22 protein-coding genes are annotated in these 20,579 nt (G+C 38.6%); 8 read left to right on the forward strand and 14 right to left on the reverse strand.

The window, feature by feature from the left end; genetic code table 11:
- Window positions 1-6: 6 nt before the first annotated feature.
- Window positions 7-981, forward strand: coding sequence for a protein translocase subunit SecF (gene secF, locus ICJ55_RS09825; RefSeq protein ID WP_188156635.1), 975 nt, complete (start codon window positions 7-9; stop codon window positions 979-981).
- 132 nt (window positions 982-1,113) lie between these two features.
- Entirely contained in the window at window positions 1,114-2,415 is a 1,302-nt protein-coding gene (locus ICJ55_RS09830; protein WP_188156636.1) for an NCS2 family permease, read from the forward strand.
- Window positions 2,416-2,491: 76 nt separating this feature from the next.
- Here ICJ55_RS09830 and ICJ55_RS09835 read toward each other — a convergent pair whose 3' ends face one another.
- Window positions 2,492-2,818 (reverse strand): AzlD domain-containing protein, encoded by a 327-nt coding sequence (locus ICJ55_RS09835; RefSeq protein WP_244141776.1) that lies wholly within the window; start codon window positions 2,816-2,818, stop codon window positions 2,492-2,494.
- On the reverse strand, window positions 2,805-3,500 hold the full coding sequence (locus ICJ55_RS09840) for an AzlC family ABC transporter permease (RefSeq protein WP_188156637.1): 696 nt from the start codon (window positions 3,498-3,500) through the stop codon (window positions 2,805-2,807). Before ICJ55_RS09840 ends, ICJ55_RS09835 begins: the two co-directional genes overlap by 14 nt.
- A gap of 279 nt (window positions 3,501-3,779) precedes the next feature.
- Here ICJ55_RS09840 and ICJ55_RS09845 point away from each other — a divergent pair, with 279 nt between their 5' ends.
- A complete protein-coding gene (locus ICJ55_RS09845) occupies window positions 3,780-4,820 on the forward strand; it encodes an ABC transporter substrate-binding protein (protein ID WP_188156638.1) in 1,041 nt (346 codons plus the stop codon).
- 70 nt (window positions 4,821-4,890) lie between these two features.
- Here ICJ55_RS09845 and ICJ55_RS09850 read toward each other — a convergent pair whose 3' ends face one another.
- From ICJ55_RS09850 to ICJ55_RS09875, 6 genes are all read right to left on the reverse strand, one after another.
- On the reverse strand, window positions 4,891-6,171 hold the full coding sequence (locus ICJ55_RS09850) for an NAD(P)/FAD-dependent oxidoreductase (RefSeq protein ID WP_188156639.1): 1,281 nt from the start codon (window positions 6,169-6,171) through the stop codon (window positions 4,891-4,893).
- A gap of 100 nt (window positions 6,172-6,271) precedes the next feature.
- Window positions 6,272-6,760, reverse strand: coding sequence for a SprT family zinc-dependent metalloprotease (locus ICJ55_RS09855; protein WP_188156640.1), 489 nt, complete (start codon window positions 6,758-6,760; stop codon window positions 6,272-6,274).
- The gene (locus ICJ55_RS09860; protein WP_188156641.1) at window positions 6,760-7,449 is read right to left on the reverse strand and encodes a ribonuclease T2 family protein; all 690 of its coding nucleotides are present in this window, start codon (window positions 7,447-7,449) and stop codon (window positions 6,760-6,762) included. The genes ICJ55_RS09855 and ICJ55_RS09860 overlap by 1 nt, the downstream gene beginning before the upstream one ends.
- Window positions 7,450-7,561: 112 nt before the next feature.
- The gene (gene dld, locus ICJ55_RS09865) at window positions 7,562-9,253 is read right to left on the reverse strand and encodes a D-lactate dehydrogenase (RefSeq protein ID WP_188156642.1); all 1,692 of its coding nucleotides are present in this window, start codon (window positions 9,251-9,253) and stop codon (window positions 7,562-7,564) included.
- A 118-nt stretch (window positions 9,254-9,371) separates the two neighbouring features.
- Entirely contained in the window at window positions 9,372-10,073 is a 702-nt protein-coding gene (locus ICJ55_RS09870; protein WP_188156643.1) for a GNAT family N-acetyltransferase, read from the reverse strand.
- A 28-nt stretch (window positions 10,074-10,101) separates the two neighbouring features.
- Window positions 10,102-10,419, reverse strand: coding sequence for a TfoX/Sxy family protein (locus tag ICJ55_RS09875; RefSeq protein WP_188156644.1), 318 nt, complete (start codon window positions 10,417-10,419; stop codon window positions 10,102-10,104).
- Window positions 10,420-10,476: 57 nt separating this feature from the next.
- On the opposite strand from ICJ55_RS09875, the gene ICJ55_RS09880 reads away from it, so the two are divergent.
- Window positions 10,477-11,319 carry a patatin-like phospholipase family protein gene (locus tag ICJ55_RS09880; protein WP_188156645.1) on the forward strand — a complete coding sequence of 281 codons (843 nt, stop codon included), beginning with the start codon at window positions 10,477-10,479 and terminating at the stop codon, window positions 11,317-11,319.
- A gap of 226 nt (window positions 11,320-11,545) precedes the next feature.
- Window positions 11,546-12,697: a methionine adenosyltransferase gene (gene metK, locus ICJ55_RS09885; RefSeq protein WP_188156646.1), complete on the forward strand. Its 1,152-nt coding sequence runs from the start codon at window positions 11,546-11,548 to the stop codon at window positions 12,695-12,697.
- An 80-nt stretch (window positions 12,698-12,777) separates the two neighbouring features.
- Here metK and purM read toward each other — a convergent pair whose 3' ends face one another.
- The 6 genes from purM to rsmD all read right to left on the reverse strand — a co-directional run bounded on the left by purM (window position 12,778) and on the right by rsmD (window position 17,416).
- Window positions 12,778-13,812 (reverse strand): phosphoribosylformylglycinamidine cyclo-ligase, encoded by a 1,035-nt coding sequence (purM, locus tag ICJ55_RS09890; protein WP_188156647.1) that lies wholly within the window; start codon window positions 13,810-13,812, stop codon window positions 12,778-12,780.
- 166 nt (window positions 13,813-13,978) lie between these two features.
- A complete protein-coding gene (gene bacA / locus ICJ55_RS09895) occupies window positions 13,979-14,782 on the reverse strand; it encodes an undecaprenyl-diphosphate phosphatase (protein WP_188156648.1) in 804 nt (267 codons plus the stop codon).
- A gap of 134 nt (window positions 14,783-14,916) precedes the next feature.
- The gene (gene tehB / locus ICJ55_RS09900; protein ID WP_188156649.1) at window positions 14,917-15,789 is read right to left on the reverse strand and encodes an SAM-dependent methyltransferase TehB; all 873 of its coding nucleotides are present in this window, start codon (window positions 15,787-15,789) and stop codon (window positions 14,917-14,919) included.
- Between the two features lie 117 nt (window positions 15,790-15,906).
- The gene (hpaC, locus tag ICJ55_RS09905) at window positions 15,907-16,419 is read right to left on the reverse strand and encodes a 4-hydroxyphenylacetate 3-monooxygenase, reductase component (RefSeq protein ID WP_188156650.1); all 513 of its coding nucleotides are present in this window, start codon (window positions 16,417-16,419) and stop codon (window positions 15,907-15,909) included.
- 11 nt (window positions 16,420-16,430) lie between these two features.
- Window positions 16,431-16,742, reverse strand: coding sequence for an HI1450 family dsDNA-mimic protein (locus tag ICJ55_RS09910; RefSeq protein WP_188156651.1), 312 nt, complete (start codon window positions 16,740-16,742; stop codon window positions 16,431-16,433).
- Window positions 16,743-16,825: 83 nt separating this feature from the next.
- On the reverse strand, window positions 16,826-17,416 hold the full coding sequence (gene rsmD / locus ICJ55_RS09915) for a 16S rRNA (guanine(966)-N(2))-methyltransferase RsmD (protein ID WP_188156652.1): 591 nt from the start codon (window positions 17,414-17,416) through the stop codon (window positions 16,826-16,828).
- A gap of 78 nt (window positions 17,417-17,494) precedes the next feature.
- Between rsmD and ftsY the strand changes: the two genes are divergently transcribed.
- The 3 genes from ftsY to ftsX are packed head-to-tail and all read left to right on the forward strand — an operon-like array spanning window position 17,495 to window position 20,573.
- Window positions 17,495-18,985 (forward strand): signal recognition particle-docking protein FtsY, encoded by a 1,491-nt coding sequence (ftsY, locus tag ICJ55_RS09920; protein ID WP_188156653.1) that lies wholly within the window; start codon window positions 17,495-17,497, stop codon window positions 18,983-18,985.
- Window positions 18,978-19,631, forward strand: a complete 654-nt coding sequence (gene ftsE / locus ICJ55_RS09925) for a cell division ATP-binding protein FtsE (RefSeq protein WP_188156654.1) — start codon at window positions 18,978-18,980, stop codon at window positions 19,629-19,631. The genes ftsY and ftsE overlap by 8 nt, the downstream gene beginning before the upstream one ends.
- Window positions 19,632-19,640: 9 nt before the next feature.
- A complete protein-coding gene (ftsX, locus tag ICJ55_RS09930) occupies window positions 19,641-20,573 on the forward strand; it encodes a permease-like cell division protein FtsX (protein ID WP_188156655.1) in 933 nt (310 codons plus the stop codon).
- Window positions 20,574-20,579: the final 6 nt, after the last annotated feature.

Consider the following 20,579-nt stretch of genomic DNA (forward strand, 5'->3'; position numbering starts at 1 on the left):
GAATAAATGGCTATTGAAAATGTAAAACAAGATGTAGCAGACATTAAACTGCCTTATAAGTTAATTCCGTTTATGAAATACCGCTTCATCGGTTTCATTTTTTCGATTATTGTGTCTGCATTATGTATTTTCACAATTGCAACGAAAGGATTTAACTGGGGCTTGGATTTCACAGGCGGTACAGTAATTGAAACCCAATTCTCTCAACCGGCGGATTTACCGAAACTACGTAGCGAACTTGAAAATAGTGGCTATGGCAGTGCTTTAGTACAAACTACGGGTAGCCAACGCGATCTAATGATTCGCTTGTCTGCAAATGCTGGTGATATGAGTGTTGGGAACAAAGTGATGGATATGATCCATCAGAAGTTAGACCCAAATGCAACGATTAAAAGCATTGAATTTGTTGGACCGAATGTAGGTGAAGAACTGACACAAGGGGCAATTTATGCCACTCTTGCAACCCTGGCAATGTTACTTATTTATGTGGGAACACGATTTGAATGGCGTTTAGCGGTAGGTGGTATTGTTGCTTTATTCCACGATGTATTAGTTACACTCGGGGTTTTCTCTTTCTTACAGATTGAGCTTGATCTCACCTTCGTGGCAGCGATTTTATCGGTAGTAGGCTACTCACTGAACGACTCCATTGTTGTGTTTGACCGTGTGCGAGAAAACTTCTCAAAAATTCGTCGTTTAAGTTCAACTGAAGTAGTAGATATTTCATTAAGCCAAACGCTTTCTCGTACCTTAATGACCTCTGTTACCACTCTCTTTGTGGTGTTAGCCTTGTTCTATCTAGGTGGTCCAACGCTTCATAGCTTCTCACTTGCATTATTTATTGGTATTGCTTTTGGTACTTATTCATCAATCTATATTGCAATTGGTGTTGCATTAGAACTTGGATTGAAACGTGAACATATGGTGCAACCTAAAGTCGAAAAAGAAGGGGCAGATCAAGAAGCCTTTATTGATTACTAATTAACGGCAAGGTAAAAGCAGGATTTATTCCTGCTTTTCTTTTTTTACTTAGGCAAACGTTTGCCAATTAATTTAAATTTCTGTAGAATTCGCCCACAAAATTTCCTTTTCTATTTTTTCTTTGAGGTTTTTATGTCCTTATTTAAATTTGAAGAGCGTGGTTCAAACGTTCGTCAAGAAGTGATCGCAGGTTTAACCACATTCCTCGCGATGGTGTATTCTGTTATCGTTGTGCCGGGAATGTTAAGTCAAGCCGGCTTCCCTGCGGAATCGGTATTTATTGCAACCTGCTTAGTTTCAGGTTTAGGCTCAATCTTAATCGGATTGTGGGCTAATGCACCAATGGCGATTGGTTGTGCCATTTCTCTAACTGCTTTTACCGCTTTTAGTTTAGTACTAGGGCAGCAAGTTTCTATTCCTGTAGCACTAGGTGCAATTTTCTTAATGGGTGTAGTATTTACCATTATTTCTGCAACAGGTATTCGCACTTGGATTTTGCGTAATTTACCAAGCAGCATTGCACACGGTGCCGGTATCGGTATCGGTTTATTCCTACTTATTATTGCGGCAACTAACGTTAAATTAGTCGTAAATAGTGGTATGGATATCCCGGTAAAATTAGGTGATTTCACCTCATTCCCTGTGTTGATGTCTTTAATTGGTTTAGCCGCTATTATCGGATTAGAAAAGCTGAAAATAAAAGGCAGTATTTTATGGGTAATCATTGCAATTACCATTGTTGGGCTTATTTTTGATCCGAACGTAAAATACTCAGGCTTTTTCAAAATGCCAAGCTTTGGAGAAAATTCACTGTTTTTAAGTCTTGATATTATGGGGGCATTAAATACCGCAATTTTACCTGTCGTATTTGCGTTAGTGATGACTGCCATTTTTGATGCAACAGGCACAATTCGTGCGGTAGCAGGTCAAGCTAATTTATTAGATAAAGACGGACAGATTATCAATGGCGATAAAGCCCTAACCTCTGACTCTTTCGGTTCAATTTTATCAGGTTTATTCGGCACAGCACCCGCAGCAGTTTATATTGAATCAGCAGCAGGTACAGCGGTTGGCGGTAAAACCGGTTTAACAGCGGTAGTGGTGGGTATCGGTTTCTTATTTATGTTGTTCTTCCAACCCCTTGCGTTCTTAGTACCAAGCTATGCAACCGCTCCGGCATTAATGTATGTTGGTTTATTAATGTTGAGCAACGTTTCAAGATTAGATTTTAGCGATTTCGTTGGTGCAATGGCAGGTCTTGTATGTGCGGTATTTATTGTATTAACCGCAAACATCGTAACCGGTATTATGTTAGGTTTCGCAACACTCGTGATTGGTCGCTTAATTTCAGGCGAAGCAAACAAATTAAACTTAGGTACAGTTATTATTGCTATCATTTTAGTCGCATTCTATGCCTTCGGTTTAGCTATCTAATTTACAAAAAATAAGCAAAAAAAGACCGCTTGTAATATTCAGTTACAAGCGGTTATTTTTTATCTAAAATTTGCAATCAGCCTAAAATCGACAAAAATACATTCACACCTAAAATCCCCAATGCCACACTTAAAAACGTATTTTTCAGCCAAATATAGCTCGCTAATACGCAAACTAATGCTAATATCTGTGCAAAGAAAAGATTAATACTCTCGCCATTTTGGGGAAATGTTACACTGGTTAAAAGCAGTAAAAGCATAATCACAAGCGGTAACATTTTATTTAATTTTTGCAAAATCGGCGAAGATAGTACCTTTTTCGGTAAAAATTCGGGGAGAAAGCGACAAATTTGTGTACCCAAAACCAATGCAACAAACATAATCAAAATATCATTTAGACTCATTTTCTACTCCTTTGGTAGTTTTAGAGAACGATTGAGGCAGAAAAGCCACAATGATAATGGCAACGACAATAGCAACTAACAACACACTAGTTTCAGTAATTTGGCGGGCAAGTAAGAAGCCGCTTAAAGCAATAAAGATTGGCTTCCATTGCTTTTGGTTTTTATATTGTTCATAAGCCAAAATAGCGAATAAACACGGTAAGGCAAAATCTAAATGAGGAATATAGTTTGCAGCTGAATCGCCGATCAGTACACCTACAATAGTGGAAAAAGTCCAATATGTTACGCACAATGTAGAGACTTTAAAAATCAGAGATTGCCTTTGTTCTTTTGGTAACGTAGATAATACCGCAAAGCCTTCGTCTGTTAGACCTGCGATAGAGACTATTCCTTTAAAACGAGATTTTGGCTTGTGTTCCATCATATTCAAAGTATAAAAACTAAAACGCAAGCTCATTAAAAGTGTACTTAGAAACACAGAAATTGCCCCAGCCCCCGACACAAAAAACGGAATTGCCGCATATTGTGCTGTGCCGGAAATCACGGTAAAGCACATTGCAATGGTGAACCAAGCAGGCATTCCTGCATTCGTTGCCAACATCCCGTAAGCCACTCCTGCGGCAAAATATCCCATAAAAATCGGCGTGGTTAATTTAATAGCGTATTTCCAACTATTTTCCATAACTAAAATTTAACATTAAGACAAAGATATTTATTATTCTGAATTTTTGCAAAATAGCAAGTTACTACAAGCGGTTATTTTACCCTCTACTTTTGCTTCTTCGGAGTCGTTGGTAAAACTAACGCTCAAACACAAACGTTTGTTACAAAAAATTGCCAGATAGCTGAAAGTCATTAGAATAATAGGCTAAATCAACATACTTTATGGCTATGGGTTATTTTCACCCATCTATTGAAATGCTAGACTTGCCAACCTTATCTATTAATATTCTTATAGGAAATGGAAGTGAAAAAATCATTAGCCTCTTTATTATCCGGCTTGTTGCTCTCCGGAGCATTATTTATAACACCTAACGTTCAAGCAGAAGGGCGTTTAACGGTTTATTGCTCGGTACAAAACAATGTTTGTGAAGATATGACCAAACAATTTTCGCAACAATATAATGTTGAAACGCAATTTATTCACGGTGGAACAGGCACGATTTTGGGTAAAGTAAAAGCTGAAGCCTCAAATCCACAAGCGGATATTTGGTATGGAGGCACTATTGAGCCGCATTTTCAAGCCGGTGAATTAGGTTTATTAGAAGAATATCGCTCGTCAAAACAAGTGGAAATTTTGCCGCAATTTAAATCCTTAGTGGAAAGCGAGCAAGGCAAATTTACTTCTATTGTCTATATGTTAGTTCTTGGATTTGGCGTAAATACGGAAAAATTAGCCAAGCTTGGGGTTGAAATGCCGAAAAAATGGGACGATTTACTCGACCCTCGTCTACAAGGTGAAGTCCAACTGCCTGACCCTCGCAGCTCTGGTACAACTTATACGTTAATGACCACTCTTTCCACGCTGTGGGGCGAAGAAAAAACCTTTGATTACTTGAAAAAATTGAATGCGAATATTTCACAATATGTCAAAAGTGCATTAGTAACCAGTAATCTGGCTCGAGGGGAAAGTGCAGTAACTGTCGGTTTTGTACATAGCTATGCCACTGAAAAGGAGAAAGGAGCACCGGTTGAAGCGGTTATTCCTGAAGGCAAAGTGGGGTATGCGTTAGGTGGCGTGAGTATTTTGAAAAACGCTCGTAACCTTGAAAATGCAAAGCTATTTATGGACTGGGTACTTTCCAAAGAAGCCCAAGAAATTCCGTGGAAAAAACACGGCGTTTACCAAACGCCAACTAATGTAAATGCCGAAGTAGCACCTCAATCAACCAAAGCGGATGCCCTTGAGTTTGTTGAAATTGATTATAAAAAAGCAGGTTCAAGCGAAGAAGGAAAACGCTTGGTAGATAAATGGTTAGCTGAAATCAAATTGGCTAAATAACCTTTGCAAAATTTTTAAAGAAAATAACCGCTTGTAAACGAAAATCCGCATCAGTGATGCGGATTTTTTCTTAGTGTAATTTCATTGTTGGACGTAGGAAGCGGTTAATCTGCCCCACTAAAACAATCAATCCTGTTTTAAAACAACCGTGTAATGCGACCTGATGCATTCGATATAGCGAAAGATATGCAAATCGAGCAATTTTGCCTTCAATAAACATATCACCACTGACTAAATTCCCCATTAAATTGCCAACTGTGCCAAATTTCGAGAATGAAAGTAACGAGCCTTTGTCATTAAATCTAAATGGCTTCAGCTCTTTTCCTTCAAGTAAAGCAACAATGTTTTTACCACATAAGGTTGCCATTTGATGGGCTGCTTGAGCTCGCGGTGGAATAGGTTTTCCATCTTGCATTAAGGCAGCACAATCACCAATCACAAAAACCGCATCATCAACGGTCGCTTGCAAGGTATCTTTAACCTGAATTTGGTTCAAACGGTTGGTTTCAAAGCCAAATTCACGCGTAATATCCGGAGCTTTCACACCTGCCGCCCAAACCATAATATCGGCTTCAATTTTCTCGCCTAATCGGGTCATCAAACCATCTTCACGAGCTTCCGTAATCATTGTGCCTAAACGCACTTCCACCCCAGCTTTTTTCAGCTCTTGGAATGCTGCAATTGAAATTCTTTCCGGCAAAGCAGGAATTAAGCGAGGACCAGCTTCAATTAAGGTAACTTTTAAACTGGCACGGTTTAACTTACCAAAACCATAAGAATTTAAGTTTCTCACAATATGATAAAGCTCGGCAGAAAGCTCAATGCCTGTTGCTCCACCGCCTACAATCGCAATTTTTACATCTTTATCTTCACTGTGAGAGAATTGTAAAAACAGTTCCATCATACGTTTTTGGAAATCTTTTGCCTGCTCTGAACCATCTAAGAAAATACAGTGTTCCGCCACGCCCTTCGTTCCGAAATCATTGGATTTACTGCCAATTGCAATCACTAATTTATCGTAACTGATATTACGCTCTTTTACTAATAATTGGTTTTGTGCATTATAAATAGGTGCAAGAGAGACTGATTTATTTTCTCTATCAACCGCAACTAATGTGCCTTGTTGAAATTCAAAGCCGTGATTTTTGGCGTGTGCACGGTAACTTAATGCATCAACCCCTTCATCTAGCGTGCCTGTGGCAACTTCGTGTAATAACGGTTTCCACAAGTGTGTAGCATTGCGATCAATTAAAATCACTTTTGCCTTTTGTTTACGTCCTAATTTGCGTCCAAGGTAGGTTGCAAGCTCTAAGCCGCCTGCCCCACCGCCGACAATGACGATAGTTTCCATAAAATGCTCCGAAAATTAACTAAATTAAAAATTGAAACTAAGGTGCATTGTAGGGAGTAAAAAAAGAATGTCTAGCTAAATTGCAACATTATTTTAACGTTCACTCCACAAAGTGAAGCGGAGCTTTACACAGACGGCAAATATAACTTCGTTTATCACGCATTACTGCATTGTGTCGGCGAAGAGAAAGTTGATGGGTTTGACAACTGCATTGGTAGGTAAATTGTTGTTGAACGCTTTGTGTGCTAAAACAGTGATAAATTTCTGCTGGCACACCGAGTACGGTTTCCATCATCATTTTCCACTCTTTGCCGTGTGATTGAACCCGCCCAAAGTGTTGATAAACCAAAATATGAGCAAGCTCGTGCGGCACAACTTGGCTGATAAACGCCTGCCCGTTTTCTTGTAACAACACAGGGTTGAATCTCACCTCATTGCGTTCCAAATAAGCAACACCTGCTTTTACCCCACGCACGTTATAATTCACAGTTGGTAGGGTAAAAGTTTTGTTGAAGTAACTATTTGCACGCTCTAAATCACGCTTTAACTGGCGTTGAACCTGCATTTTCAGTTGGCGAAAATCAGACATCAACGAGGGCAATCCATTGGCTGCCAAGATTTATCATAGCAGATATAAAGCTCATCTTTTCCACCACCTAAATAAACACCCTTAAGCTGCGGATTATTCACTCTCACCCATTTAAATAGCTCAGATTTTGGCATATCAACGTCAGGCAATGTAAGTTCATTAAAGAGGGATTTCTGTTTAGCAAAATAAGCATCAGCTTGATTGAACGCACAAGCTCCGTGCTTTTCCCACTCACCTTGTAAAAGTGTTGCACCCGGCGATTCCGGAAGATATTTTTTAATCGTTTCTTCTTCTACCTTTGGCAAATCGCCTTGACAATAACGAGGGTGATCTTCAATCCGACTGGCATTTCCACTCTGTGGCCATAAACCGTGAATTACCCAACCAAATTTTTTCTCCCCATCACACTGATATTTCAAATGTTGCGGCACTTTGCCATTATTATTGCGTTTTTGTTTTTGGCAAAACGCCGGTGACCATGAAAGAGCCAAGGTGTAATAATCGGTATCCACAATATTTTGCTTCAAGCGATCATTTTTCATTTTCACATCATAATCGCCCAGCAAAGAAGATGGGAAATTTTGTTGCGTTATATTTGGCTGATCTTTTTTATCCGAAAAAAGAAAAAATAGCAAAATAGCTGCCAGTAAAACCGCAGCAATAAGAGAGAATAGTTTTTTCTGGTTCATCAAGATATCTATTTAAGTAACAAGAATGGAATAAGTATAGAGGATAAGTAGCTACAAGCGGTAATATTTTATGAAAAAATTACCGCTTGTCATTCAAAGAAAAGATTAGCTGCTATTGCCAGAATTTCTTCTTAGAGGTTTGCCCTATTCCCGGATTAAAACTGTTGGTAGGATCAAGTTGTTTATAGAATTTTCGTAATTCTGGCTTAGCTTCATATAAATGCCCGACATTATGCTCTGCCGGATATTGTGCACCTCTTATATCAAGCAATTTTAGCATCTCGTGCTCCAAATTCAGACAATCTACTCCTTTTTTCACAATATAGTCTTGATGGAAAACGTGGCACATAAAATGCCCATAATAAAGTTTATGGATAATTTTAGAATCAACTTCCGCTGGAAGTTTCTCAAACCAATCTGCATCATTACGACGTAAAGCTACATCTAATGCCACAATATCTTCAACCTCTTTAGAATGGATTGCTCTATAACGTATCGCTGCCGAAGCAACGGCAAAACGGTGTAACATAGCTGCTTGAGTTTCTACTGCATCGCACTCAAAGTAATTGCCTCTATCTGAGTTTGCAAAGTAATTTTTTAAAAAATCTCGTGCTTCTTGCACACCTTTTCCACCCATCTTAATGATAAGATGATGTTCATATTGATCGCGATATTGCCACAATTTCTTTGGTAAATGTTCAGGTAAAATTTTACTAATTGATTGCAATAATTTATCACTCAAATCTGCAGGTAAAAAACTCATTTTCTTAGCCAAACGATCTACTTTCGCTTTTGCTGAGAAAAGTTTTGGCAACCAATGCGTGCCAAATTTTTTAATCACCCAGAAGGTGTCTTTTCCATAATTTGCAGCAATATCAAAGGCATCACGATGAATATATTCACCTGAAATAGGCAATGATTCAAATTGCCCTAACATCGCACGTCGCACATCGTTAAGTACATCGGTTTGATTTGTCCCAAGATAGAACACCACAGTCTCTTTTTCTAATGGGAAAGTATCTAATCTCACTGCAAAAATAGCGAGTTTCCCTGCTGAACCTGATGCTTCATAATGGCGAGCAGGATCAGCATTAAAACGAGCCGGTGAATCTGCATCAACTTGACGAACGTGATGACAATAGCTGTGATCATGACCTCTTCCACACTCATTTTGAATATCTTTTCGTTGATAACGACTTTCTTGTAAATTCGTTAAAATTTCTTCTGGTGTATCGCCTAAATCTATCCCCAAATGATTTTTTAACTCTAGCTCACCTTGCTCATTTAATTGTGCATAAAGTGCCATTTCTGTATATGCCGGACCTCGTTGAACTAAAGCACCGCCTGAATTATTACATACGCCACCAATAACAGAAGCTCCAATGCAAGATGAGCCGATTACTGAATGCGGTTCACGCCCATATTTTTTAAGTAAAATTTCCAATTCATTTAACGTTGAACCGGGTAAACAAACCACTTGTTCAGCTTGATTAATCAATTGAATACCGTCAATACGCATTGCATTTATAATAACAATATCTCTATCATAATCATTGCCACTTGGTGTTGAACCGCCTGTTAGACCTGTATTTGCAGCTTGATTGATGACAATCACATCTGCCGCTACACAAGCTTTTACTATATACCAAAACTCCAGTAATGTAGCAGGGCGAACAACAGCTAATGCATTACCTGTGCCAAAACGATAACCGGAACGGTATTCCTCATTTTTTAATGGATCAGTAATGATGTATTTTTCACCGACAATTCTTGTTAATTCTGAAATTAGTTGCTGAGAGGTCATTCTGTTACTCCTTTGTAATAAAAATAAAACAATTGTAAAAATTTTAACAAAAAAGACCGCTTGTTTTTGTGAATTAGCTCACAAATTTGTAAACTTTTAATAAATAATGGATTAACACTTAAATATCTTGCAAACGTTGTTTTTGTTTACCTTGTTCATCAAAATTATCTGGATTTAACCAAGCCTCAAAGCGTTTCTTAATAGTTTTCCATTCAGAATCTAACATCGAATACCAAGCGGTATCCCGATTTCTGTGATGATAAACCTGAGCTTGTCGAAAAATCCCTTCAAAGGTAAAGCCTAAACGTTCAGCAGCTCGACGACTTCGCTCATTTAAACTGTCGCATTTCCATTCATAACGCCGATATTTCAACTCTTCAAATACATAACAGGCTAACAAATATTGAGCTTCCGTAGCAATTCGTGAACGTTGTAGCTGTGAAGAATAAATCACAGCTCCTACCTCAATAACTCGGTTTGCAGGATCAATTCGCATTAAACTAAATGTTCCAATTGCTCGCTGGGTTTGCTTATCCATAATAACCAATAAATAAGGATCGCTTGCTTGTTCTTGCTGCTTTAAAAATTCAGAGAATGTATTTTTATCCCCAAAAGGTCCAAAAAAAGCAGGTAAATATGTCCAATTCTTAAGTTCTGAATCTGTACCGTAAACACGCCATAAATCATCAAAATGGCGAGAGCTATTCAACCTTTCTAAATAGCAATACTTCCCTTCTACATATTGTAGTGATGGCACTTCGCCAGCTGAAAAATGACTAACTTCTTCGCCAATTAGTTGATTAAATTGATTTTTTCTCATTGTTGCCTCTTGTAAAAAATAACGAAAATCAGGCCGCTTGCAAGCCGAGCCTAATCCATTTTATCAGCTCATCAGATTCTTCGATCGCTAACTCAGGTATAGACCAATAGTGCATTTTTTGCACTTTCCCTTTTGCAAAATAGCTAAATTGCTCTGCATTTTCTGCCAAGAAAAGGGGTAAAGTTTCTATTTTGGTTTTTACAAAAATACGATAATCTTTGCTGATAATTGCCACAATTTTATCGTTATAAAACAAGCAATATGTACCAAACATTTTTTTCGCTCGCAAACCTGAAATGGACGAGAGTTGATCTAACAAAAAATGAACAAATTCCGTATCAGCCATAGTTGCTCCTATGAAGATAAATTCAGGTTATAATACACAAATTACAGGGGGAATGATATGAAAGTCGGATTAGTGCTTGAAGGTGGCGGTTTGCGGGGAATTTTTACCGCAGGCGTATTAGATGTATTTTTAGATGAAAATATTCATATAGACGGTGCAATCGGGGTTTCTGCCGGAGCACTGTTCGGTGTGAATTTTCCGTCTAAACAAAAAGGCAGAGCATTACGATATAACAAAAAATATGCTAAAGATAAGCTTTATATGGGGATTCACAGCTTACTCACTACAGGTAATATTGTGAATCGTGATTTTGCCTATTATGAACTACCAACTACACTTGACCCATTCGATCAAAAAGCCTTTGAACAATCCGGAATGGATTTTTGGGTAACGGTAACCAATGTGGAAACAGGCGAGCCTGAATATATTAAAATCACCAATGCTTTTGAGCAGATGGAGGCTTTTCGAGCCACTTCTTCAATGCCGATTGTTTCAAAAATTGTGGAAATTGAGGGAAAAAAATATTTAGACGGCGGCGTTTCAGATAGCATTCCGGTGCAGAAATTTATTGAGATGGGCTACGATAAAATTATCGTTATTCTTACTCGTCCGCTGGAATACCGCAAGCAACCAAGCTCAATGTGGCTTTTCAAACTTTTCTATAGAAAATACCCAAAATTAATCGAACGTTGGGCAAATCGCTATGCAGAATACAATCAAGCGGTTGAGCAGGTTATTGAACTTAATGAAAAGCAACAAATTTTCGTTATTCGCCCAAGTAAGACGCTTAAAATAGGTCGCTTAGAAAAAGATGTGAATAAAATACAAGCAATGTACGATTTGGGTGTGGAAGATGCAAAAAATGCGTTAGTCAGGTTAAAGTCTTATTTAGCAAAATAACCAAATTCTATTTGCCTAAAACGTTCAAAAAATATATTATAGACGTCTAGATGGAAATACTTCCAAACAAAATTTCAACAAGAGGTTCGTATTTGTAAATTTTTTACAACAAACGCTTGCGTTTGAACGTTGGCTTTGCCAACGGCTCCGAAGGAGCGAGCGTAGCGAGTAAAAAAGACCGCTTGTTATTATTTATTATCCGATATTTAAGATAGAGAGGAATACAATGGCAATTAATTTATTTACTTCTGAGTCCGTTTCAGAAGGGCATCCGGATAAAATCGCAGACCAAATTTCAGATGCGGTATTAGATGAAATCTTAAAACAAGACCCGAAAGCACGTGTGGCGTGTGAAACTTACGTTAAAACAGGTATGGCATTAGTAGGCGGTGAAATTACCACTTCTGCGTGGGTTGATATTGAAAACTTAACCCGCCAAGTGATTTGCGATATTGGCTATACCCACTCTGATATGGGGTTTGATGCTCACTCTTGTGCGGTATTAAATGCTATCGGAAAACAATCACCGGATATCAATCAAGGCGTAGATAGAGCTGATCCGTTAGAGCAAGGTGCAGGCGACCAAGGGATTATGTTTGGCTACGCAACCAACGAAACCGAAGTGTTAATGCCGGCTCCGATTACTTACGCTCATCGCTTAATGGAACAACAAGCGAAAGTACGCAAATCAGGTAAATTAGATTGGTTACGTCCTGATGCAAAAAGCCAATTAACCTTCGCTTACGAAAACAACAAAATCGTGGGCATTGATGCTGTAGTGCTTTCTACCCAACACGCTGAGCATATTTCACAAAAAGATTTGATTGAAGGTGTGATGGAAGAAATTATCAAGCCGGTATTACCAAGCGAATGGCTAAGCCAAAATACCAAATATTTCATTAACCCGACAGGTCGCTTTGTAATTGGTGGTCCAATGGGCGATTGTGGTTTAACCGGTCGTAAAATTATTGTTGATACTTACGGTGGTGCAGCTCGTCACGGCGGTGGTGCTTTCTCAGGTAAAGACCCATCAAAAGTGGATCGTTCCGCAGCTTATGCCGCTCGTTATGTAGCGAAAAACATTGTCGCCGCTGGTTTAGCTGATCGTTGTGAAATCCAACTTTCTTATGCAATCGGTGTGGCAGACCCAACCTCAATTATGGTAGAAACTTTCGGCACAGGTAAAGTAAGTAACGAAACTTTAGTTAAATTAATCTACCAAAACTTTGACTTACGCCCTTACGGTTTAATCAAGATGTTAGATTTAATTAAGCCGATCTATCGTGAAACCGCTGCTTACGGTCATTTCGGTCGTGAACACTTCCCTTGGGAACAAACAGATAAGGCAGAAGCATTAAGAGCTGGAGCAGGTTTATAATAAAAAGCCCTAAGTTTTTATAAAACTTAGGGCTTAATTTTTACTTAACAAGCGGCTAATTTTAGCATTTATTTTGCAAATTAGTTGATTTCAACCTGTTCGCTACCATTGCCTAAATCTTCGATTTTACCGATGATCCACGCATTTTCGCCGTTCTCTTTTAATACAGCTAAGGCTTTTTCTACATCAGCAGCAGGTAGTGCAATCACCATACCCACGCCGCAGTTGAAGGTGCGATACATTTCATAGCGGCTGATGTTACCTTTTTCTTGTAACCATTTGAAGGCTGCAGGCCATTGCCAACTTGATTCGTCAATCACTGCTTTGGCAGATTCAGGTAATACACGCGGAATATTTTCCCAGAAACCACCACCGGTTAAGTGAGCGATAGCGTGAACATCTACTTCTTCCACTAATTTTAAAATCGATTTTACATAAATTTTGGTTGGTGCAAGTAAATGTTCGCTTAATAATTTACCGTCTAACACATCTTTCGCGGGATTAGCACCGCTAACCTCAATAACTTTACGGATCAATGAATAGCCGTTTGAATGTGGACCACTTGAGCCTAATGCGATTAATACATCGCCAGTTTTCACTGCTGAGCCGTCAATGATTTTTGATTTTTCTACCACACCGACACAGAAACCGGCTAGGTCGTAGTCGCCCTCGTGGTACATTCCCGGCATTTCCGCTGTTTCACCACCTACTAATGCACAACCTGAAATTTCACAGCCGTCTGCAATGCCTTTAACCACTGCTGCTGCAACATCAACATCTAATTTACCGGTAGCGTAGTAGTCTAAGAAGAATAGCGGTTCTGCACCTTGAACAACTAAGTCGTTCACACACATTGCCACTAAATCTTGACCGATAGTATCGTGTTTGTTGAGGTCAATGGCTAAACGTAATTTTGTGCCCACTCCGTCTGTGCCTGATACTAAAATCGGCTCTTTATATTTAGTTGGCAAAGCACATAAAGCACCAAAACCACCTAAACCACCTAACACTTCCGGGCGGCGGGTACGTTTCACATCGCCTTTAATACGTTCTACTAATTCATTACCTGCGTGAATATCAACGCCTGCATCTTTGTAACTAAGTTGTGTGCTCACTTTAACCTCAACAGTAACATATGAATAAAAAACGGCGATATTATACCACCAAGCAAACGTTTGCGGTATGATAATTTTGAAAGAAACGACTAAATTTTCTTAAAAAGAAAACCCTGTTTTGGCATTAACACGAAAACAGGGTTTCAAATTAATATTAATATAAAATTTAATGAATAAATACAAAATAAACGACCGCAGCGACAACAAAACGGTAGATTGCAAACGGAATAAATGAGATTTTTTTAATCAAGTTTAGGAAGGTTTTAATCGCAATTAATGCCACAACAAACGCAGTTACAAAACCCACCGCAAATAACGGTAAATCATTTACGGTCAAGAAATCCATACTCTTATACAGATCTAAAACAGTCGCACCCATCATCATTGGTACGGCTAAAATAAATGAAAATTCTGCCGCCGCTTGACGACCAACGCCCATTAATAAACCGCCTGAAATCGTTGCCCCTGAGCGAGAAAAGCCCGGATATAATGCACAGCATTGGAATAAACCAATCACAAAAGCCTGTTTATAGCTCATTTTATCAACGGTTTCAGCCGTAACCGTTGGGCGGAATTTTTCAGCAATAATCAATAAAATACCGCCAACAATTAACGCATACATTACATTTTGCGGATTAAACAGTGATTTAATATCTTTGTGGAAAATTAGACCTAAGGCTACCGCAGGAATCATTCCGAGTAAAATATGAATTAAACTTAAGCGTGGTTGGCTAAAATCAGGCTTTTGACCGAAATGAATGCCGATTAAGCCGAATAATTTACGCCAGAACATAACTACAACCGCTAAAATTGAGCCGAGCTGAATCACTACCTCAAAAGAAGCTGCTTTTTCGCCTTCAAAGCCTAATAAATGACCTACAATAATCATATGACCTGTGGAAGATACAGGTAAAAATTCTGTTAAACCTTCCACCACACCTAAAATAAACGCAATAACTAACTCAGACATAGTTTCCTCAAAATGAACGTTAAAAAATAGCGACGCATTATAGCATTTTACGCATAAAAATATAGCAAATCCCGAGTAGTTCGGGATTTGCTATTCGCAAAAAATTTTCTTTTTTTGACCGCTTGTAACTGATATTAAGCCACCTTTTTCGCTAACATTGTTGCAAAACGCAGTTGAATACGGTTGCCGAATTCGTCTGTTTTATGTAAATGTCCCAAATCTTCGTTATATTTTACCAGCTCCCAATCTTTGTAATAATTTGCCAGCTCACCTTCAGTGAAGGTAAAAGAGAACGGCATTGGGCAAGGGTAATCATCAGTACTCATTGCACAGACAATAAGATTGTAGCCACCGACTTTAGTATTTTTCTGCATATTTTCAATAATCGCAGGAATTCGTTCACGGTTTAAGAACATCATTACTACAGTGGAAATAACAAGATCATATTCACCATTTTGGTTGCCAATTGTTGCCTCATTAATATCATAAATGCCGGCGGTAATATTTTTAGCTTGCTCTTTTTCAATCATATAGTTGAGGAAATCTATACTCTCTTGGTTATGATCGACTGCTGTTACATCAAAGCCCAACAAATTAAGGTAGAGTGAGTTACGTCCACGCCCGCAGCCTAAATCGAGGGCTTTTCCGCCTTTAATGTAATTGACCGCATTCAACACTTCGGAGTGTGTAGTGGTAAGATTATATTTTTTCGCAAAATAGTCTTCAGGTTTGCAATAAAAGGAAAGTTGGCACTCTAAATCATCAGATAAGGCTTCCACCTTGTGCCATAATTGTGGTTCAACCATTGGACGTTGGTTATTGGCATCAAAAATATCTTCTTTAATCACATCACCTTCTTCAGTTAATTCATAGTATTTGAGCGAGCCTTTTAGAATGGTTAGTTTCGCCCAAGTGCCAACTTTGGTATTGTGTTTTTCTTGAAACATTTGTGGAAGAGTATCTTTTTTCCACACCGGCATTTGTTTATAGCAAATTAAGTTTTCCATTGCGTTTTCCTTTGTTATTAACATAAACGCTGAAATTTTATCACTTTTAAATTGCAGGCAATAAAAAATCCGACTAAAAAAGTCGGATTTGATCAAATTTAGGTGAAATATATTTTATTAATCAATGCTTATACTTCTAAATTGACGAGCAAAATAGACTAAACTGTGATTTGGCTCTACATCAATGTGGCTCACTTCCACCACAAAAATAGTATGCGTTCCCACTGCGTGAGTATCGACAATATTTCCTTGTAAAGCAGAAATTGCACTGCGTAGCACAGGCTGATCATCGAAGCCGTTATCCCAAATATTCCAGCTAAAACGTTCTTCCATTGTGCTTTCAAGTATTGCAGCGAAATGTTTGGCAAGATCTTCCTGCTCGTGGCTTAATACATTAATACAAACCTTGCCGTTTTGTTTGATAATATCGTGAACGTGGCTGTTTTTATTAATGCAAAAAAGTACCGTTGGAGGAGCATCTGTTACCGAGCTTACCGAAGAAACGGTAAGCCCTGCTTTACCTGCGATACCGTTGGTGGTAACAATACTGACCGCTGATGATAAATGTGCCATTGCTTCACGAAATTGTAGTGAAGCCTCAATGGGTTGAGAAGTATCGATGTTCGACATATTTTTCCTTATTATTCTTTCCAAACAACGTGATATTCACGATTTTCTTCATCGTGAGAAATTAAAAAACGGGCGAATACATCGTCCATTTCATCTTGCTCGTTCACTAAACCGACCCAAACCTCCGCGAATGCCTCCGGGTCAATTAATGTACCGATTTCTTGATCCCAATCATCACGAGTTTCAACCATTTCGACCGCTCCACGCTCTTCAAATTGGAGATTGAATAGTAAAATATCCGCAGGATCTAAATTCTCCCCTGCCATTTCTAAGAAAATATCGTAAGCAATATCAATTGCTTCATCAGGTGTTAATTTTTTCATACTTTTTATTCTAATTGTATTGTTACAAAAATGTTATATAGATAAGTTTTATTCTATATCCTTTAGTTATAAAAAACAAAAGTTTATGCTTGGATTAGACGACTTACCACCATTCCTGCCGTTTTTTCTTTTAAAATTTGCCAGCCTTCGAGTAAATTTAATGGAGCGTGGTTTTTCTCCGTTTCCACATATAAAATCGCATTTTCTGCTAACCAATGATTTTCAACTAACAATTTTAGCACTTGTGGTACAAGATTTTGATGAAAAGGTGGATCGATAAATACAATATCAAACTGTTCACTACTGTTTTTTTGCGACAAATATTGCAAGGTGTCGGTATGAATGACCGAACCATTGTCTGTTTTTAAGGTTTGCAGGTTTTTCTTCAATAGATTAGCCGCATTTGCAAATTTTTCCAAAAAAACGACCGCTTGTGCTTGGCGAGAGAGAGCCTCGAAACCCAGTGAGCCACTGCCGGCAAAACAATCCAGACAGCGTGAGTGAGCAATATCGTGCATTAACCAATTAAACAACGTTTCTTTCACACGATCTGTAGTTGGGCGTAGCCCTTCTGCATTCAATACCGGTAATTTTCTACCTCGCCAAAGTCCGGCAATAATACGCACTTCCCCCATTTGGTGGCTGGATTGCGGAGAATTTCGATTTTTTTTCATACTCACTAAAGGAAAATAAAGGATTTTTTGATAAACTATATAAGTTTAGTCTATTTTCAGTATAAATGAGAGAAAAATATGTCAGAAAAGAAAAAAGGTTTTTGGTCTTGGCTTGGATTTGGTAAGAAAGAAGAAGCAAAGCAGGAAGAAGTTCAACAAGAGGTTATTCGATCAGAAGAGCCTGTCATTATTGAACCGGAAGCCGAGAAATCGTTTTCTGAAAAATTAGATGATCTGGAAGATAAAATTGAAGAAAAGGTAGATCATCTAGAAGATTACTTTGAGGAAAAAGAAGAACAGCTTGAACAAAAGTTTGAGGAAATTGAGGATAAATTCGAGCAAAAAGTTGAGGATATCAAAGAGTTTGTTGAAGAAAAAGTTGAAGATGTAAAAGAGTTCTTTGATGATGTTGAAGACAAAATCGAACAAACATTTGAGGAAGAAAAAGGCGAACAAGCGGTCGAAAATCTGCAAAATATTGCAACTGAGCAGTTAGATCTCAACGAACAGGAACAAGTTACTTACCAAGTAGAAGAAACGGTAGTTGAGGAAGTTGCTGCAACTGAATTAGTGAATGATGTTCAAGACGCAGTTGAAGAGCCTACTATTCAAGATGAATACCAAGAAAAACCAAGTCAAGGTGGTTTCTTTAGCCGTTTAATTCAGGGCTTAATTAAAACCAAACAGAACATTGGCTCGGGTTTCCGTAACTTCTTTAGTGGCAAGAAAATTGATGATGAATTATTTGAAGAGCTAGAAGAACAATTGCTTGTGGCGGATTTAGGTATGCCGACCACGCAAAAAATCATCAATAATTTAACGCAACACGCCACTAAAAAGCAGCTAAAAGATGCTGATTTACTCTATCAACAATTAAAAATTGAGTTAGGTGAGGTATTAAAACCTGTGGCTCAACCACTAGTGCTTGAAGAGAAAAAACCGTATGTGATTTTAATGGTTGGCGTGAATGGTGTGGGTAAAACCACAACTATCGGAAAACTTGCCCGTAAATTCCAAAATGAAGGGAAATCGGTGATGTTAGCAGCAGGGGATACTTTCCGTGCAGCAGCAGTAGAGCAACTTCAGGTGTGGGGTGAGCGAAATAACATTCCTGTTGTGGCACAAAGTACGGGCTCAGATTCTGCCTCAGTTATTTTTGATGCAATGCAATCTGCTGCGGCAAAAGGGATTGATGTATTAATTGCAGATACCGCAGGCAGATTACAAAACAAAAATAACTTAATGGACGAGTTGAAAAAAATCGTGCGTGTAATGAAAAAATATGATGAGACCGCACCGCACGAAATTATGCTTACCCTTGATGCAGGCACAGGGCAGAATGCGATCAACCAAGCAAAACTGTTTAATGAGGCGGTTGGTTTAACAGGCATTACATTAACCAAATTAGATGGTACGGCAAAAGGTGGAGTAATTTTTGCGATTGCAGATCAATTCAATATTCCTATCCGTTTTATCGGTGTTGGCGAGAAAATTGAAGATTTACGTCCGTTTAACGCAGAAGAATTTATTGAAGCCTTATTTAGCCACGAGGACGAACACAATGATTAAATTTACCAATGTGAACAAGGTTTACAAAGGCGGTAAACCAGCTTTACAAGGCATTGATTTTCATCTGCCCGCAGGTGGAATGGCGTATATTACCGGGCATTCCGGTGCGGGTAAAAGTACGCTTTTAAAATTAATTATGGGGATTGAGCGTGCCAATGGTGGGCAAATTTTGTTTAACGGGCACGATATTACCCGACTTTCTCATCACGAGTTGCCGTTTTTACGTCGCCAAATTGGTATGGTGCATCAAGATTATCGTTTATTAACCGATAGAACCATTTTAGACAATGTTGCCCTTCCATTAATTATTTTGGGTATGAACCAAGCTATTGTGGAGCGTGAAGCCCGCATTGCTCTTGAGCGGGTTGGGCTTGCGGATAAAGCCAATTACCTGCCATTACACCTTTCAGGTGGTGAACAACAACGGGTAGATATAGCCAGAGCTATTGTCCATCGCCCAATTCTTTTATTGGCTGACGAGCCGACAGGGAATTTAGATGAAAAGCTGTCGTTTGAAATTTTCCGCTTATTCGAGGAATTTAACCAAGCTGGCACAACGGTGCTGATTGCTACGCACGATACTAATATCATCTCAAAACGTCCAAAACCGTGTTTGGTGTTGGAACAAGGGCATCTTAAATTTTAAGGGAATATTATGATTCGTTCATTTAACAAATTAGGTGCTCAAACCAGCTACTCTTTACGAGCGGTTTGGCAAGATTTAATGCAACGCAAACTTGGCACATTTTTAACCATATTAGTGATTGCGGTTTCACTCACGATTCCAACGGTAAGTTATTTACTATGGAAAAATACACACACTGCAGCAACGCAGTTTTATCCGGAGCCACAACTTACAGTTTATCTGCACAAAAACTTGGCTGAACACGATGTGAATACGGTGGTTGATCGTATTCGAGCTTATGAATCGGATAAAATTGATTCATTTAATTATATTTCTCGCCAGCAGAGTTTAGAAGAGTTCCGTTCTTGGACCAGTTTTGGTGAAGCGTTAGATATTTTAGATGAAAATCCATTGCCAGCAGTGGTTACCTTAAAACCCAAGGCGAATTTCAATAATGCTGATGCAATGGTTGAGCTACGCAATGGCTTACAACAAATCAAAGGCGTACAGGAAGTTCGTTTAGATAATGGCTGGTTAGAAAAATTAACTGCCTTAACTTGGCTCATTGCACGGATTGCGATTGTATGTACATTACTGATGCTATTAGCAGTCTTTTTAGTGATTGGAAACAGTGTAAGAACTGATGTGGCGAACAGCAAAGCTGCAATTGAAGTTCAGCAAATTCTAGGGGCAACCGATCACTTTATTGCTCGCCCGTTCCTCTATACAGGAATGATTTACGGCTTTTTCGGTAGTCTTTTGGCGGTACTGTTTAGTGCGGTAACTATTAGTTACTTTACGGGCATTGTGAAATATGTCACCGATATGTTCACCGTTCAATTTGAATTAAAAAGCTTAAATTTTAGCGAAGCCTTTTTCTTAATTGTGCTTTGCATATTTATCGGTTGGCTGTCGGCAAAAGTAGCGACAATGCGAAATATTTTCAGAATTGGTAGCCGATAATCTCTT

The organism is Mannheimia bovis, assembly GCF_014541205.1.
GTDB lineage: Bacteria > Pseudomonadota > Gammaproteobacteria > Enterobacterales > Pasteurellaceae > Mannheimia > Mannheimia bovis.

What these genes read in the sequence shown, in the direction of transcription:
- secF (WP_188156635.1), top strand. Translation starts at nt 7, where the DNA reads ATGGCTATTGAAAATGTAAAACAAGATGTAGCAGACATTAAACTGCCT.
- ICJ55_RS09830 (WP_188156636.1), top strand. Translation starts at nt 1,114, where the DNA reads ATGTCCTTATTTAAATTTGAAGAGCGTGGTTCAAACGTTCGTCAAGAA.
- ICJ55_RS09835 (WP_244141776.1), bottom strand. Translation starts at nt 2,818, where the DNA reads ATGAGTCTAAATGATATTTTGATTATGTTTGTTGCATTGGTTTTGGGT.
- ICJ55_RS09840 (WP_188156637.1), bottom strand. Translation starts at nt 3,500, where the DNA reads ATGGAAAATAGTTGGAAATACGCTATTAAATTAACCACGCCGATTTTT.
- ICJ55_RS09845 (WP_188156638.1), top strand. Translation starts at nt 3,780, where the DNA reads ATGGAAGTGAAAAAATCATTAGCCTCTTTATTATCCGGCTTGTTGCTC.
- ICJ55_RS09850 (WP_188156639.1), bottom strand. Translation starts at nt 6,171, where the DNA reads ATGGAAACTATCGTCATTGTCGGCGGTGGGGCAGGCGGCTTAGAGCTT.
- ICJ55_RS09855 (WP_188156640.1), bottom strand. Translation starts at nt 6,760, where the DNA reads ATGTCTGATTTTCGCCAACTGAAAATGCAGGTTCAACGCCAGTTAAAG.
- ICJ55_RS09860 (WP_188156641.1), bottom strand. Translation starts at nt 7,449, where the DNA reads ATGAACCAGAAAAAACTATTCTCTCTTATTGCTGCGGTTTTACTGGCA.
- dld (WP_188156642.1), bottom strand. Translation starts at nt 9,253, where the DNA reads ATGACCTCTCAGCAACTAATTTCAGAATTAACAAGAATTGTCGGTGAA.
- ICJ55_RS09870 (WP_188156643.1), bottom strand. Translation starts at nt 10,073, where the DNA reads ATGAGAAAAAATCAATTTAATCAACTAATTGGCGAAGAAGTTAGTCAT.
- ICJ55_RS09875 (WP_188156644.1), bottom strand. Translation starts at nt 10,419, where the DNA reads ATGGCTGATACGGAATTTGTTCATTTTTTGTTAGATCAACTCTCGTCC.
- ICJ55_RS09880 (WP_188156645.1), top strand. Translation starts at nt 10,477, where the DNA reads ATGAAAGTCGGATTAGTGCTTGAAGGTGGCGGTTTGCGGGGAATTTTT.
- metK (WP_188156646.1), top strand. Translation starts at nt 11,546, where the DNA reads ATGGCAATTAATTTATTTACTTCTGAGTCCGTTTCAGAAGGGCATCCG.
- bacA (WP_188156648.1), bottom strand. Translation starts at nt 14,782, where the DNA reads ATGTCTGAGTTAGTTATTGCGTTTATTTTAGGTGTGGTGGAAGGTTTA.
- tehB (WP_188156649.1), bottom strand. Translation starts at nt 15,789, where the DNA reads ATGGAAAACTTAATTTGCTATAAACAAATGCCGGTGTGGAAAAAAGAT.
- hpaC (WP_188156650.1), bottom strand. Translation starts at nt 16,419, where the DNA reads ATGTCGAACATCGATACTTCTCAACCCATTGAGGCTTCACTACAATTT.
- ICJ55_RS09910 (WP_188156651.1), bottom strand. Translation starts at nt 16,742, where the DNA reads ATGAAAAAATTAACACCTGATGAAGCAATTGATATTGCTTACGATATT.
- rsmD (WP_188156652.1), bottom strand. Translation starts at nt 17,416, where the DNA reads ATGAAAAAAAATCGAAATTCTCCGCAATCCAGCCACCAAATGGGGGAA.
- ftsY (WP_188156653.1), top strand. Translation starts at nt 17,495, where the DNA reads ATGTCAGAAAAGAAAAAAGGTTTTTGGTCTTGGCTTGGATTTGGTAAG.
- ftsE (WP_188156654.1), top strand. Translation starts at nt 18,978, where the DNA reads ATGATTAAATTTACCAATGTGAACAAGGTTTACAAAGGCGGTAAACCA.
- ftsX (WP_188156655.1), top strand. Translation starts at nt 19,641, where the DNA reads ATGATTCGTTCATTTAACAAATTAGGTGCTCAAACCAGCTACTCTTTA.